The sequence below is a fragment of the Auraticoccus cholistanensis genome (assembly GCF_009742705.1).
GTDB lineage: Bacteria > Actinomycetota > Actinomycetes > Propionibacteriales > Propionibacteriaceae > Auraticoccus > Auraticoccus cholistanensis.
On sequence record NZ_WPCU01000004.1, the window covers coordinates 275803 to 290582 of the forward strand.

The 14780-nt window shown below is 69.2% G+C and carries 10 protein-coding genes; 3 read left to right on the forward strand and 7 right to left on the reverse strand.

The window, feature by feature from the left end; translation table 11 throughout:
- Positions 1 to 232 precede the first annotated feature (232 nt).
- From mcrC to dnaB, 5 genes are all read right to left on the reverse strand, one after another.
- Entirely contained in the window at positions 233 to 1315 is a 1083-nt protein-coding gene (gene mcrC / locus GC722_RS03780) for a 5-methylcytosine-specific restriction endonuclease system specificity protein McrC (protein WP_197429759.1), read from the reverse strand.
- Positions 1282 to 3519, reverse strand: coding sequence for an AAA family ATPase (locus tag GC722_RS18090; protein WP_156608098.1), 2238 nt, complete (start codon positions 3517 to 3519; stop codon positions 1282 to 1284). The genes mcrC and GC722_RS18090 overlap by 34 nt, the downstream gene beginning before the upstream one ends.
- A 113-nt stretch (positions 3520 to 3632) precedes the next feature.
- Positions 3633 to 3761 carry a hypothetical protein gene (locus GC722_RS18835; RefSeq protein WP_269449709.1) on the reverse strand — a complete coding sequence of 43 codons (129 nt, stop codon included), beginning with the start codon at positions 3759 to 3761 and terminating at the stop codon, positions 3633 to 3635.
- Between the two features lie 388 nt (positions 3762 to 4149).
- Entirely contained in the window at positions 4150 to 5094 is a 945-nt protein-coding gene (locus GC722_RS03790; RefSeq protein WP_156608100.1) for a DNA methyltransferase family protein, read from the reverse strand.
- 416 nt (positions 5095 to 5510) lie between these two features.
- A complete protein-coding gene (dnaB, locus tag GC722_RS03795; protein WP_156608102.1) occupies positions 5511 to 6869 on the reverse strand; it encodes a replicative DNA helicase in 1359 nt (452 codons plus the stop codon).
- A gap of 754 nt (positions 6870 to 7623) precedes the next feature.
- Here dnaB and GC722_RS03800 point away from each other — a divergent pair.
- Positions 7624 to 8907: an Nramp family divalent metal transporter gene (locus tag GC722_RS03800; protein WP_156608104.1), complete on the forward strand. Its 1284-nt coding sequence runs from the start codon at positions 7624 to 7626 to the stop codon at positions 8905 to 8907.
- 6 nt (positions 8908 to 8913) lie between these two features.
- Here GC722_RS03800 and GC722_RS03805 read toward each other — a convergent pair whose 3' ends face one another.
- Positions 8914 to 9501, reverse strand: coding sequence for a GNAT family N-acetyltransferase (locus GC722_RS03805; protein ID WP_156608106.1), 588 nt, complete (start codon positions 9499 to 9501; stop codon positions 8914 to 8916).
- A gap of 70 nt (positions 9502 to 9571) precedes the next feature.
- Between GC722_RS03805 and GC722_RS03810 the strand changes: the two genes are divergently transcribed.
- Both GC722_RS03810 and GC722_RS03815 read left to right on the forward strand, forming a co-directional pair.
- Positions 9572 to 10264 (forward strand): YoaK family protein, encoded by a 693-nt coding sequence (locus GC722_RS03810; protein ID WP_156608108.1) that lies wholly within the window; start codon positions 9572 to 9574, stop codon positions 10262 to 10264.
- A 37-nt stretch (positions 10265 to 10301) separates the two neighbouring features.
- Positions 10302 to 11012 (forward strand): dihydrofolate reductase family protein, encoded by a 711-nt coding sequence (locus GC722_RS03815; RefSeq protein WP_156608110.1) that lies wholly within the window; start codon positions 10302 to 10304, stop codon positions 11010 to 11012.
- Between the two features lie 1157 nt (positions 11013 to 12169).
- Here GC722_RS03815 and GC722_RS19145 read toward each other — a convergent pair.
- Complete coding sequence (locus tag GC722_RS19145) at positions 12170 to 14551, reverse strand: LuxR C-terminal-related transcriptional regulator (protein WP_156608112.1); 2382 nt, start codon at positions 14549 to 14551, stop codon at positions 12170 to 12172.
- Positions 14552 to 14780 lie beyond the last annotated feature (229 nt).

Below are 14780 nucleotides of genomic sequence, written 5' to 3' on the forward strand. Positions count from 1 at the left end.
CCCAGCGGACAGATTTCTTCCCTCCACCAACCCTGAGCCACGCAGCGGGCAAGGGTGACAGAGCCGGCCGACGTCGACCGCCGTCTGGGCAAGGGGCAAACCGCCTGCTCGAGCTTGGCCCGTCAGCGGCATGAGAGCGTGCGGTTGTGGGAGATGCTTAACGCATGGCAACGCGGCGCGGACAGGGGGACTGCTGCACGATCAGGTGTCAGCGAACCTGCAGCAGATCCCGTCAGCTCTCGAACCACCGCCGCACGACATCCTCAAGTTGACCGCTGACGTGCTCCCACGGCCGGTTGAGGTCGAGGGTTCGCGCCCCGATCCGGTTGCCTTGTACGACGACGTCGACGTCGGGCTGCTCCGTGGCGCCAGTTCGCGCGTACAAGAGCAGCCCGCTCACGGAGCCGTCGCGGGCGGTGTCCTGGTTCTTCACGTAGGCCAGCACTTGGTAGAGGTTTCCCGAGTGGATGGTCGACTTGCCCCAGGCTCCGGTCTGCATCGACTGGCTGTAGTACTTCGCATCGATGATCAAGGTGCGATCGCCGTGACTCAGGGTGACGTCGGTGCGCATCTGAGGCAGCTGCGTACCGGGGTCGCTCAGTTCGTCGAGGTCCCAGGCGACTATCCGAGCGGCGGGCGACAGCTCGGGATGGTGGTGGGCGTAGTATTCACGTAGGAACCGCTCGTACAGGCTGCTCATAGCCTCGTCGGAGATCCACGAGGTGAGCTTGGTGGTGCCGGCGTCCTGGGTCGGGAGTAGTCCGCGCACGATGAGCTCGCAGACTCCCAGAAGCAGCCGGTAGGTGGCGTTGGCACGGTGATAGGTCAGGTCGCTCCAGCGGATTGAGGTCGGTGCGATCAGGGTGACGGCGTCGAGGTGCGGCAGGAGCCTGCGGAGTGCGTCCTTGCGGTCCGAATCGACGTCACCGTGGCGGAGCAGGAGCACCATCACGGACTTTAAAGCCTGGTTGTGGGGCGTATCGGCTTCGTATTCGTCGAACTCGCACACCAGCCGCCCTGGTGTGTTCGAGCGGCTCGCGATTGTTCGAGTGAGGTCGATGCGCCCACGGACGCCGACGAGTTCCTCACGTCGGTGCAGATAGTCGTGGTGGAGGCCTCGTTTGACCTGCGCGCCAACGCCGCGGACCAAGATCTTCGCGAGCAGGTCGTGGAGGTGGTCGAAGTGCTCTGAGGCGATCTGTTCGGTGCCGGCGATGCGGATGGCTCGGAAGGCGTACGCCATCATCACGTACACGTTCCGGATGGCGATCGAGCTGGTTGTCATGCCACTGCGGCCCGCAGCTTGCTGGTCCACTCCTTTGCCTTCGCGGGTTCGTCGAACCAGTACTCCTCGAGCAACGGAACCAGTTCGTCCTCGACGACGGAGTGCAGCCACGCGTCGTCGGCGTCGCCATTCAGCGGCTTGGAGAGGTAGCTGTGTCCGATGGCGAAGCCCGGTCCGAGCGCGGGGTCTTCGGCGATGGCTTCGTTGAGGCCGACTACAACTGCCACGAGAGCGTCGAGGCTTGGGCTGCCGGCCTCTTGCTGCCAGCGAAGGAACCCGGCGGAGTCGAAGCCAGGTGAGATCTGGAAGAACCCGAATCGGCGACGTAGTGCGTAGTCGAGGACGGCCAGGCTGCGGTCGGCCGTGTTCATCATGCCGATGATGTGGACGTTGGGCGGGACGGAGAACGTCTCGTTCTTGTACAGCAAGCGCAGGTCGTGGCCGCGCTTGTCGGCCTCGATGAGCATGAGGAGTTCGCCGAAGATCTTGGAGATGTTGCCGCGGTTGATCTCGTCGATGATGAAGAAGTACGGCCGGTCGTTGTCGTCCTCCCGAGCGGCCTCGCAGAACCGGTAGAACGGGCCCTCTGCGAGGACGAATCCACCGGACTCGGTGGGGCGGTACCCCATCATGAAGTCCTCGTAGGAGTAGCTCTGGTGGAACTGCACGGTCTGGACCCGGCTGGGGTCCTTCGCTCCCATGATCGAGTAGGCCAGTCGCTTGGCTGCGAAGGTCTTCCCGACGCCAGGCGGACCGGCGAGGATCGCGTTCTTCTTGCGGGTGAGGAGTGCGCTCAGGCGGTCGTATCGCTCCTCGGTGAGGTAGACCTCGCTGAGGAAGGCTTCCTTGTCGTACGCCGGGAGCTCGGTGACCAAGACGGGCGGCTCTGGCTCGGCCTCACCGGTGACCAAGGTTTCGAGTTGCTCGACGTAGTCGCGGTAGTTGGTGATGTCGGTGAGCGTCTTGATCGCAGCGTCTCCGGGGTGTTCCCACGAACCGGTGTGCGTCCAGTCGACCGACCGCATGTGACGGAAGCTTTCGCGTTCTGGCTCGTACCGGGCTTCGGAGGTGACCACGCCCCGGCCGACGATCTCCCGTCGCCCACGCTTGGCATAGACGACGTCGCCGACTGTGATCTCGTTCTGGAACTGCCACAACGCGAGTGATGCGTTCCGGTGGGATCCGCCCGTTCCGTCGACGTCCAAGGCCTGCCGGACCGCCTCCCGGCTCGCAAAGGTCGCGAGATCCTCAATGCCGTCCCACCCGAGCCCCATCACACCGCGGGAGGAGAAGTCGTCCCACTCCGATGCCTGCGCTCCGGGCGAATACAGCCAGTAATGGCGTGGGCGGGGCTCGTCTGAAGCCGCAGTCGAGTCTCCGCTCTCGCTGGAGGTTCGGGACGAGTCCCAGAGTTCGCGCACGCCTGGCGTCCAGAAGTGAAAGGCGCCCTCTACCTCGGGGGTCAGCGCCGCGCGGATTGCGAGGAGGTCGCGGTCGATAGCGATGGCATCGCTTCCGGTAGCTCCGCCGATCCTGTCGGCCAATCCCGTGCGGATCTGCTCCTTCATCCGTGCGGACGAGATCGGCTCGAAGACGTCAGGGCGAGCGAGAAACTGAAGCGCGTTGCGGATGTCAGAGCGGTCCTCACCCGAGGCGAGCATGACTCGCTGCAGTTCCCACGGATCGTTTCGTGCACTTGCACGATCGGCCTCGGGCAGGCCGCTCCAGTAGCGCACGAAGGTCGAGGCCCAGATGACGTGGCGCCACAGCGAGCCGTTGTACGCCTGCCCCGGTTCGAAACCGGCTGTACCTGAAGGTCGAGACAGCCAGGTCGACATCGACGGTGGGATGGCGACCGGTGAGTCGAGGTGGGCAAGGACTCTTTCGACATGAGCTCTGCGAGTTTCAGGCAGAGCCGACCGGACCGGATGCTCGCGCAGGAATACGAGTTCCGCCGCCAGCAGGACGACCTCGCGCGATGCTCCGGCCAGCTGTTTGTCGAGCTTGTCCCACTGGCCCTGCCCGGTGCCGACGAGTGGGTTGTCGCCGATCCTCGCGCGGAGGTCCTCTGCCGCCGATGCCGTCCAGATCGTCGTCGCGGGGTCGATCACGGACACGCCGTCGCCGAGCATGTTTGCGATCAACGGTCTGACCTCGCGCCCGAGCTCCATGTCGTACTTCGGGCGTGACGGCGCGGTGAGGTCGGTCAGTGCGTCGACGTCTGCGTTGCTCATGACTGCAGTCTCCCCGTTCGCGACCGCTGATGGCAGATGAACCATTCCGATCTCCTGCGGCCGAACATGTTCTCTCGGGCCGGAGGTCGAGCGCGGCGGCAGCCTTGCGGAGGTCACCAGCGCTGCCTGGCCCGCCAGTACATCCGGTCCGCGGTCTCCCTCTCCAGGTCGGCCGGCGGGAGCCCGCCGTCTCGCTTGTAGTGCCCCATGACGGCCTTCGCTGCGCGGATGGACAAGCCCATCTCTAGGAGCTCCTTGAAGGCATTGAACGAGGCGACGGTGACGCGGTAGCGGCTCTGTTCTGGGCCGTAGAAGCGGCGGTCGAGGCACCAGCAGATCTCGTTCGCTCTCGAGATCGAGATGTCCAGTTCGGCGGCGACCCGCTTGGCCGAGACGGACGAGGAGCTTGGGTGGATCCGGTGCGTTCCATTCGTTCGGGTCGTACGTCACCACCAGCTCCTGTTCGAGTGCCGGCGCATGTCGTTGACCCACGCCAGCAGGGAGACGTAGACAATCCGGAATTCTTGGTTCCTGCGCCAATGAAGACCCGGTCGACGTCGCCGGAAGTGACGGCCTGGCGGATCGCATGCTCGGGCAGCGAGAGCATCCAGGCGGCTTCCTTGACGTTGATCAGGATCTTCTCGTCCCACGGATCCGGACGGTCGTTGCTAAACAGGCCGTCACCCCTCGGCGCCTTGCCGGCCCGTCGCTTGCCAGCTGGGGAGTCGACGGTCGTGTCCGGTACCGGGGCCGCGTTGGCTGCGGTTCGGGTTCGCCGGGCACGGATGCCACGTTCACCCATACTGGCGGGCACCTGCGGAACTGGCACCACAGCCAGGCGCAGGCCGGTTGGGCATAGTCGACTCGTCCTGCCTCCTTCATCGCGACCCTGGCGCGGCGCAAGATCTCCTTGTTGTTGACCCTCCGAGCTGTCGCGAACGTACATCGGCACGGACAGGTGCGGGTCGACGAGGTGCCTGCTGGCGATGTTGTGCTCGGCGTACGCACGCTCGACCTGCGCTTTGACTGCCTGCTCGGTGCGCTTCTCGTCTGACCGGGCTTTCCGTCGATCCGGTGCCACCACGAGAACTGAATGTCCTCCCCATTCGGCGTCCGGCCCGTCAGGGTGTTGCCCCGCACGATGTTCGTGCCGATGAGGAAGGCTGCCGCCCGCTGAAGATCCGTGTCCGGGCCGCAGGGCACACCGTGCCGTTCGTGAAAGCCCACGAACTCGGCGAGCATGAGCTCCTTGGCATCGCGGTGGTTGTCCTCCAGCAGCTCGATGCCGTAGATCGAGGCGAGGGCGAACAGCGACGTCTCCGGCCATTCCTCGCGTGGGTACCGCCTCTCGACCGCACGGAGCTTGCGATGCAGAATCGCCACCAGGAAATTGCCATCCCCGGCTGCCGGCTCCAGGAATGTCTTGTCGACGAAGTCGGCGCCAGTCTCGAGTTCCTCACGCACCAGGTCGAGCATGCGGTCGACCATGTGGCGAGGCGTGAGCACCTCTCCATAGGTCTTGACGCGATGCTTGGACCTGACCACGATTGGCTCCTCGGCGATCGTCTTGGTCACCGTCACTGCAGTCTCCCATTCCGCCAGCCCGGAGCAGCAGCGCCCGTGGCAGCGGTCTCCTCGACTGACTCGTCGAGCAAGGCGGCCAGTCTGTGATCTACGTGTGATGGCGCCACGAGTCCTCCGCAGTCTGCGAGTCGAAGTTTCACATCAACCTAGCGGTCAGGACCGACAAGTTCGTTCTCCCATCGGCGTGTAGCAGAGCGAGTGACGCGTTAACGCCGCGCTCCATGCACGTGAGGGAAGCCGTACCTTCGCGCTGGGGGAACCTGACCACCTTGGCCGCCTGCCGGACCGGACCTCGGGACCATGGTGCCCTCACCGCCTCTACGCCGCGCCAGGTTGACTCGACTGAGGTTGTTGAACAGTACGTAGGCATTCTCAAGATTCGCTGCATCTCGACACCGGCCGGCGGCTCAGTGCTGCATGTCGACGAAGCGGCTGTAGTGGCCCTGGAAGACGACCTCGACGGTCTTGGTGGGCCCGTTGCGGTGCTTGGCCACGATGAAGTCGGCCTCGCCGAGCCGGGCGGACTCCTTGTCGTAGATGTCCTCGCGGTGCAGCAGGATCACCATGTCGGCGTCCTGCTCCAGCGAACCGGACTCACGCAGGTCCGACAGCATGGGCTTCTTGTCGGTGCGCTGCTCGGGGCCACGGTTGAGCTGCGACATGGCCACGATCGGCACCTCGAGCTCCTTGGCCAGCAGCTTGATCTGGCGGGAGAACTCCGAGACCTCCAGCTGGCGGGACTCGACCTTCTTGCCCGACGTCATCAGCTGCATGTAGTCGATCACGATGAGCTTGAGGTCGTGGCGCTGCTTGAGCCGGCGGGCCTTGGCCCGGATCTCCATCATCGTCAGGTTGGGGGAGTCGTCGACGAACAGCGGCGCCTCGCTGACCTCACCCATCTTCTTGGCCAGCCGGGTCCAGTCCTCGTCGGTCATGGTGCCCTTGCGGATGTGGTTCAGCGGGATCTGGGCCTCGGCCGAGAGCAGCCGCATGGTGATCTCGGTCTTGCTCATCTCGAGGCTGAAGATGGCCGCGCAGAGCCCGTTCTTGATCGCGCAGGCGCGGGCGAAGTCCAGCCCCAGGGTGCTCTTCCCGACCGCGGGGCGCGCGGCCAGGATGATCATCTGCCCGGCGTGCAGGCCGCCGGTGAGCTCGTCGAGCTCGATGAACCCGGTGGGCACGCCGGCCATGTCGCCCGAGCGCGAACCGAGCGCCTCGATCTCGTCCAGGGTGGACTCCATCAGCGCCGACAGCGGCTGGTAGTCCTCGCTGGTCTTGCCGTCGGTGACCGCGTACACCTCGGCCTGCGCGGCGTCGACCAGGTCGGCCACGTCGCCCTGGCCCGCGTAGCCCATCTGGGCGATCTTGATGCTGGCCTCGACCAGCCGGCGCAGGATCGCCTTCTCGTGCACGATCTGGGCGTAGTAGCCGGCGTTGGCGGCCACGGACACGCTGGCCAGCAGGTCGTGCAGGTAGGGGTGGCCGCCGACCTTGCCGATCTCGCCCCGCTTCGTCAGCTCGGCGGCGACGGTGATGGCGTCGGCGGGCTCGCCGCGGCCGTACAGGTCGAGGATGGCCTCGTAGATGAACTCGTGCGCCGGGCGGTAGAAGTCGGCCCCCTTGAGGGTCTCGACGACGTCGGCGATCGCGTCCTTGCTCATCAGCATGGCGCCCAGCACGCTCTGCTCGGCGGCCAGGTCCTGCGGGGGAGTGCGGTCGACTGCGCGCGCCCCCGGATCCAGCTCGCGGATCTCGGCGACGCTCATCGGACACTCCTGCGGCTCATCGGCACCCTTCCCTGCGTCAAGCGGGTCTGCGCCCGTCCCCATCACCTGCTCGGGGCGTCAGCGCGCAGGCTCGCCGCAGCGAGGCGGGCACGCTTCTGAACCCCTGGTCGACGACCTCCTCCCGCCTCGCGGCCGGCGGCTCGACGACCTGCGGGACCCACGTTAGGCAGCGGGTCGGACAGTTCCGTCGAGCGCCACGACCGTGTCGGGAGAGGTGCTCGCCGGGCAACCATAGGGCGGCCCGAGGCCACCGCCAAGCACCGTTGTCCACAGCCCCTGGGGACAACCGGCAGATCGTTGTGGAGACACGCGACAGCCTTGTGCAGAAGCTGGGCACACCGGTGTGGACACCGCGGGCGTCCCGCTCCCAAAGTGCTACTGACTAGGGGTGATGCCGCCGTCCGCCGGGGGATTCAACTTTTTTCCCCACGTTCTCGCCGCCGCCGCGCCGACGTGGCCGGGGTTGACAGGGAGGCTCCGGGCGTGCAGTCACCCCCAGTTGTGCACAGCGGCTGTGGATCACCGCCCGACACGCCGCCGGGTGCGGGCCGACACGCCGTCGACCACGTCGACGGGCTGGCGCCGGGAGGCGGCGAGGTGCTATCGCGCGCGCACCGCCGCCCCACCCGGAGCGGCGGTGACCTGTTGAGCGCCGGGAGCGGCGTGTGGTTGGCTCGCCTGCGCACCCGTCTCCGGGGTGCGCAGCCCCCGACGCGGAAGAGTGGTCTCGACGATGAGCAGCAGCGCCTCCCGGCCTCCCGGCGCGGACGTCGCCGGACCGCCGACCCGGTGGAAGGTGGTGGGACCGGGGCTGATGGTGGCCGCGACCGGCGTCGGCGCCGGCGACCTGGTGGCCACCCTGGTGGCCGGGCAGCGGTTCGGCTACGCGCTGCTGTGGGTGGTCGTGCTCGGCTGCGTGCTGAAGATCATCCTGGTCGAGGGCGCCGGCCGGTACTCCCTGGCCACCGAGCGCACCATCTTCGAGGGCTGGCGCTCGCTGGGCCGCTGGACCACCGTCTACTTCGCGCCGTACATCGTGATCTGGGGCTTCGTCTACGGGGCCTCGGCCATGCTGTCCACCGCGCTGCCGCTGGCCGCGCTGTTCCCGGCGGTTTCCATCGAGGCCTTCGCCATCGGCTCGGGGCTGATCGGCTTCGTGCTGGTGTGGTTCAACAAGTACGCCGGCTTCGAGAAGATCACGGCCGTCCTGGTCGGCATCATGTTCCTCACCGTGGTCGGCGCCGCGGTGCTCGCCACCCCGAACCTGCTGCAGGTCCTGAACGGTCTGGTGCCGCGCATCCCCGAGGGGTCGATGATCAACGTGCTCAGCGTGGCCGGCGGCGTCGGCGGGACCATCACGCTGGCCGCCTACGGCTACTGGCTGCGCGAGAAGGGCTGGCACACGCCGCGGTTCATGAAGGTGATGCGGCTCGACAACGCCATGGCCTACGTGGTGACCGGCGTGTTTGTCGTGGCCATGCTGATCGTCGGGGCCGAGCTGCTCTACTCCAGCGGCATCGCGCTTCAGTCGGGGGAGCGGGGGCTGCTGTCGCTGTCGGACGTGCTGTCCGAGCGCTACGGCGCCGTCTACGGCAAGCTGTTCCTGGTCGGATTCTGGGCCGCCTCGTTCTCCTCGATCCTCGGCGTGTGGAACGGCGTCTCGCTGATGTTCGCCGACTTCGTCGGCCACGCCCGCGGCCTCGAGCCCGGCCACCCCGAGACCCGGACCGGCGGGAAGTGGTTCAAGCTCTACCTGGTCTGGCTCACCTTCCCCCCGATCGTGCTGGTCTTCGCCGGCGAGCCGGTGCCGGTCATCCTGGCCTACGGCGTGCTGGGGGCCTTCTTCATGCCCTTCCTTGCCGTCACCCTGATCTGGCTGCTGAACACCGACCGCACTCCGCGGCAGTGGCGCAACAGGATCGGCGGGAACCTGGCGCTGGGCCTCATCGCGGTGTTCTTCGTGGTGCTGGCCGTGGTCCAGCTGCAGTCGACCATCTCCGACGCGCTGGGCGGCTGAGCCGGGTCACGCCGCGGCGGTGCCGGCGGACCGGACCAGCTGGAACATCGGCCAGCCGAACCAGGTGGGTCCGGACGGGACCGCGACCGAGCCGCGGCTGAAGCCGAGCCGGCGGTAGAAGGCCTCGGCCCGGTCGTTGCCGGTCATGATCCACAGGTAGGCCGGCTCGCCGCCGACCAGCTCCGCGGCCAGCGCCCCGCCCAGCCCGGAGCCGTGCGTGCGTCGCAGCGTGTACAGGGTGGTCAGCTGCCGCAGCCCGGGCTCGTCCACCCCGCGGTGCAGCCCCAGGCCGTGGTCGGGGTAGCTGGCCAGCAGCCGCCGCTCCCACTCCTGCGCGCCCCGGCAGGAGTGCCCGATCCCCACCACGGTGCCGGCGGCGTCCAGCCCGACCCACCAGCGGTCGTCCCGGCCGTCGGCGGCGGCGATCCCGGCCCGCGTCTGGTCCACCAGCTCGGCCTGCTGGCGCCGGCGGGAGGCCACGAACTCCGCCGGCTGGGCGGGGTAGGTCTCGGCCAGGGCCTGCAGGTGGCACTCCACCCAGCCCTCGGCGTCCTGGGGTCGGGCGGGACGGATGGTCCAGGCGGCGTCGTGCACCCGCGCATCCTGCCCCACGCCGCTGGGACGCAGTCCGGGCGTCCGGCCGGCGCGGCCATCATGGCTGCCCATGAGACGACTGCGCGAGGACCAGGCCCGGATGCACCTGGTGATGATGCTGGCCCTCACCTTCACCACCGGCATCGTGGACGCAGTCGGTTACCTGGGGCTGGACCGGGTCTTCACCGCCAACATGACCGGCAACGTGGTGATCCTCGGCATGGCGCTGGCCCAGGCCGACGACCTGCCCATCCTCGGGCCCACCATCGCCCTGCTCGCCTTCATGCTGGGGGCCGCCGTCGGTGGACGCGCGCTGCGGGGCGCCCGCACCGGGTGGAGCGGACGCAGCACCTCGCTGTTCGCCCTCGTCGGGGTGGCGCTGCTGCTCACCGGTGCGGCCAGCCTGCTGCAGGTGCCCGTCCACGGCACCGTCTGGGGGGCCGTGGTGACCGGTCTGATCGGGCTGGTGATGGGTCTGCAGGCGGCGACCGCGCGGCGGCTCGCGGTGGCCGACGTCACCACCGTGGTGGTCACCTCGACCATCGTCGGGCTCGCCTCGGAGTCCCGGCTGGCAGGCGGCGACGGCAAGAACTTCCCCCGCCGGCTGCTGGCGGTGCTGCTGATCCTGCTCGGTGCCTGCGCCGGTGCGCTGCTGCTGCGGCTGCACATCGCGGCCGGGCTGGGCGTCGCCGGGCTGCTGACCGTCCTGGTGGCGCTGCTGGGGCACGCGGCCCGCGAGCGGAGGCCGGTCCCGGGGCGCTGAACGGCGCCCCCGCCCGACGGGTGGCAGGATCCGGGGCATGCACCGACTGGACCCGGGTGAGCTGGTCGACCTCGAGACCGAGCTGCTGGCTCCCGGCCCGGCGCACCTGCGCACGGTCATGGTGTCCAGCGTGGACGGGGCCGCGACCCTGGACGGCCGCGTCGGCGCCCTCACCGGACCGGCCGACCAGCGGCTGCTGCACGCCGCCCGCTGCGTCTCCGACGTGGTGCTGGTCGGCGCCGGCACCATCCGGGCCGAGGGCTACGGGCCGCTGCTGGCCGCGCCGGAGGAGTCGGCCCGCCGGGTGGCCCGCGGCCAGACCCCGCACCCGGGGCTGGCCATCGTCACCAGCAGCGGCGACCTGGACCTGACCCACCCGCTGTTCACCGAGGCCCGGACCCGGCCGGTGGTGCTGGTGCCCCGCTCCTGCCCGCGCCTCGCCGCCCTGGCCGAGGTGGCGGAGGTGCTGACGGCCGGCGAGGACGTCCTGGACCTGGTCGAGGCGGTCGGCCGGCTGCGGGCGAGCGGACGGGGACGGATCGGCTGCGAGGGCGGGGCCCGGCTCAACGAGACGCTGCTGGCGGCGGACCTGGTCGACGAGCTTGTGCTGACCACCTCCCCGCGGCTGGTGGGCGGGGACGCGCCCCGCATCGTGCAGGGCCCCGGTCTGCGCCCACCCCGCCCCGCCCGGCTGCTGCAGGCCCTGACCGAGGACGGCTATCTCTTCACCCGCTGGTCGCTGCGCTGACTCAACCACGTTGCTGCTAGCCGCCGCAGTGGCTCGCGAGGCGATGACGATCGTCCACGACTGGGTCACCCGGCCTGGGACGAGCCCCGGTGCAGGTGCCGCCGATGGCCGATCGGGGACAAGGCTGCGCTCGAATCATCACCCTTAAGGAGCAAGCGCCCGGTATGCTGGAGGGTATACGAAGGATGAAGGAATGGAATTTGTAGCCCGAGGGAACCGTTCCCACCTGCTACGCATGCAGAGGGAACTCGTACAGTCGAGACCGGGCCCGTGAATCGCGAACCACGGCGTGGAAAGCTTGCAGGTGACTAGCCTCCCCGACAATTCCGGCGTAGCGCTGTCGTGCGGCATCGTGATCGGAGGCAGTGGTGAGAATTCGCGGGCGTGGCGTGAGCAGGCGCGAGCTGTCACTCATGCGGTCTCGGCGCTTGTCGCCGCGCGTCGCGCACCACTCAACGTCAACGTCGTCTTCCTTGTAGATGGCGACATTGCGCCACCTTTCCCTAAAGGGCTTCGTAGGCGTGGGTACGATAAGGACGACAGGCACCTCCGTATCGAGATCGGACTCCCAGACACGCTTATGAGCACTGCGAGCCGCCTCAACACGCTTGTCGCGAGTCTGAGAGATGCCGTAGGGGTAGCGGAGGAGTTCGCTCGCCAGGAGAACATCGTCGATGAACTGGCGTTAGCGCGAGAAACAGTCGCCACCCTCGAGCGCGAGCTCATGCGGAGTGTCGGTCCCGACGAGTGAACGGCAGTATGTTCCCAGTGACGCGGGAATGATGGTGAAGGTCGCCGTCACATGCTTGTCCTTGTGGAAGGTCTTCTGGCAGTTCGCAGGTACCTGTGACGCTATACAAGGGCACCTCAGTCACGTAACAAGCATCATCCTGCGGGGCTCCTGACCCTTTTCCGGTCCACGAACAACCAGACCGCCGACCATGTTGCAGTCGTCCTTCCGTGGCTGGGTAGGACATCTGATCAGTCAGTCGACGGTACGGGCCGCGGCCTGCCGGATATGAACAGCTATGTCAGGCACCGAGAGCGACCGGCGTCCCTACTGCCCTCTGGCCTGCGTCTGGACGAGACAACTGCCCGTGAGTCGGACGCGTGACACAGACACCCTTGCGCCGCCACCCGCCAGGCGGGGTGGCGGATCAGATCAGGTTGAGCAGGCGGGCGCGCTCGACGGCCTGGCGGCGTCCGGGCACGTTGAGCTTGCGGTAGATGCTGCGCAGGTGCGTCTTGAGGGTGTTGGCCGAGACGAACAAGGTGGCGGCGACCTCGGCCAGCGAGCGCTCGGAGTCCAGCTGGCGCAGCACCTTGAGCTCGGTCGGGGACAGCATCGTGCTGCGGTCCCGCAGCCGCTGCATCAGCAGCGCCTGCCGCGAGGTGCCCCGGCCGACCCCGACCTGGTCGCTGACCGCGTTCATCTGGTGCTGGGCCTGCTCGGCCAGGTGGTCGTCCCCGCAGCGCTCGGCGGCCACCACCGTGGTGGCCAGCATCCCCAGCAGCTCGCGCGGGTTGAGGCCGGTCGGCTGCTCCAGGTACGGCCGCAGCAGCGGCACCGCCTCGCCGGGCCGGCCCTGCTTGACCAGCAGCCTGGCCCGGGAGAGGTCGACCAGGGGCTGCTGCCGCGGGGGGGCGACCTCGGCCATCAGCTGCACCTCGCGCTCGGCCTCCTCCAGCCGGCCCAGCTCGAGCAGGGCGCGGAAGGCGCCCATCGACAGCACGGTGCGCTGGTAGCCGGTGAGGTGGGGGGTGGACATCCGGAAGGAGGCGATCCGCTCCACCGCCTCCGCCTCGTGGCCGACCAGGGTGCGGATGGAGGCGTCCAGGTAGGTCAGCAGCGCGCCGTGCTCGGGCTGCGGCGCCACCTCGGCGAACTGGCGGTCCAGCAGGTCCCGGGCCTCGGCCAGCCGCAGGTCGTCGACCAGGGTGGCGGCCCGTCCCAGCCGGGCCAGGTGCAGCGGCGCCCCGCAGACCCCGGTGGCCGAGGCCAGCGCCTCCGCCTGCGCCACCAGGTCGCGGGCCTGCTCGTTCTGGCCGGCCATCGCCAGGGCGCAGCCCCACGCGCCCAGCGACTGCACCCCCAGCCAGCCCACCTCGGCCAGCCGGGCCAGCGTCACAGCCTCGTTCAGCACCGAGCCGGCCTCGGCCAGCTCACCGTGGTGCAGCAGCCAGAAGCCGTACTCGGCGCGGACGGCCGCCGAGGAGGCCACCGCCCGCCGGTGCCCCCGGCCGTCGACCGGCAGGGTCAGCGGCCCCTCCCGCAGCAGGGCCAGGTCGGGCTCCTGCCGGTAGTTGACCGAGCGCCACATCAGCAGCCGGAACGAGGTGAGGGCCAGCTGGTCGGCCTCGGGCACCGGCGCCGAGCTGGACTGCACCCGGTTCTCGACGGTGGCCAGCACCACGGCCGGGTCGATGGAGTCTCCGGCCAGCAGGTAGGTGACGGCCCGCATCATCGTGACCAGCCAGCCGCCCTCCTCCGGGATCTCCTCCAGCAGCGTCCGGACGGTGGCGGTGTCGGTGTAGACGTGCTGGACGAAGCCCTCGGCCAGCAGCGCGGTGGCCGCCGGGTGCTCACCCGCGTCGACGAGCAGCCGGGCGGCCTCCAGCGGGCGTCCCGCGGCGTGCAGCCACTGCGCCGCCCGCTGCGTCGCCGCGGCCGCGGACTGGGGGTCCTCCTGCTGCAACCGGGTCAGCAGCCGCTCGCGGACCAGGGGGTTCAGCGCGGGTCGCTCCGGCGCCGCCCAGCGCACCGGCACGCCGGACTCGTGCAGCCGGGTCAACCGGGCCAGGGCGTCCGGGTGCCCGGTGACCGCCTCGGCGGCGGCCGGGTCCAGCACGGGCAGCAGGGCCGCGTGCTGCAGCAGCCGCCGGTCCTCCCCCGGCAGGTGGTCGAGGACCTCGGAGTCGACGTAGCTGGCCAGCACCCGCGCGAGCCGGTGGTCGCCGCCGTGGTCGACCAGCATCCGGACCGCCGCCGGCCACCCCTGGGTGCGTTCCAGCAGGACGTCGGCCGGGAGGGCGTCGGGCTGCCCGCGCAGCGCCTCGACCTCCTCCCGGGTCAGCGCGAGGTCGTCGTCGTCGACCTGGGCCAGCTCGCCGCGGGAGACCAGCAGGCCCACCGGGATCAGCGGCACCGTGCGGGAGGACAGCACCAGGTCGACGGCGCGGCGGACCACCGCGAGCTCGACCAGGGCGGCCTGCAGCGCGGGACCGGCGACCACCTCGAGGTCGTCGACCACCAGCAGCGGACGTCCCCCGTCCGCGCGCGGCGGCACCGCCAGCAGCCGGTGCAGCTCACCGGCGGGGTCGCCGTCGAGCCGGCACACCCAGGTGGTGCGGGCGCGCAGCTCGGGCCGCTCCGCCAGCCAGGCCGACAGCAGCTGGGTCTTGCCGTAGCCCACCGGGGCCCGCAGCAGCACGACCGGCGTCCGCCCCAGGTGCTCGTCGAGGAGCGCGGTCAGCCGCGGCCGGGGCAGGGTGGCAGGGGGCGGCGACGGCACCCGTCCCGGTCCGGCGGCACCCCTCACGGTCGACCCCCAACCCCGTGGCCGCACCCCGACATGCGGCCCTCGAACCCCCTGATACCCCACAGGGTAGATCGATCACCCCCGGATTCACCCCTGCTTCACCCATACGCACCCCGTGATGGGTGACATGCTCACCCCAGCGGTTCCCGCCGGATCTCGGGGGAGTGACGGTGACCGCTTCACGAGCCCGCGGGGAGCTGTGGCCCCCGCGGGCTCGTTCTGCGTCCCC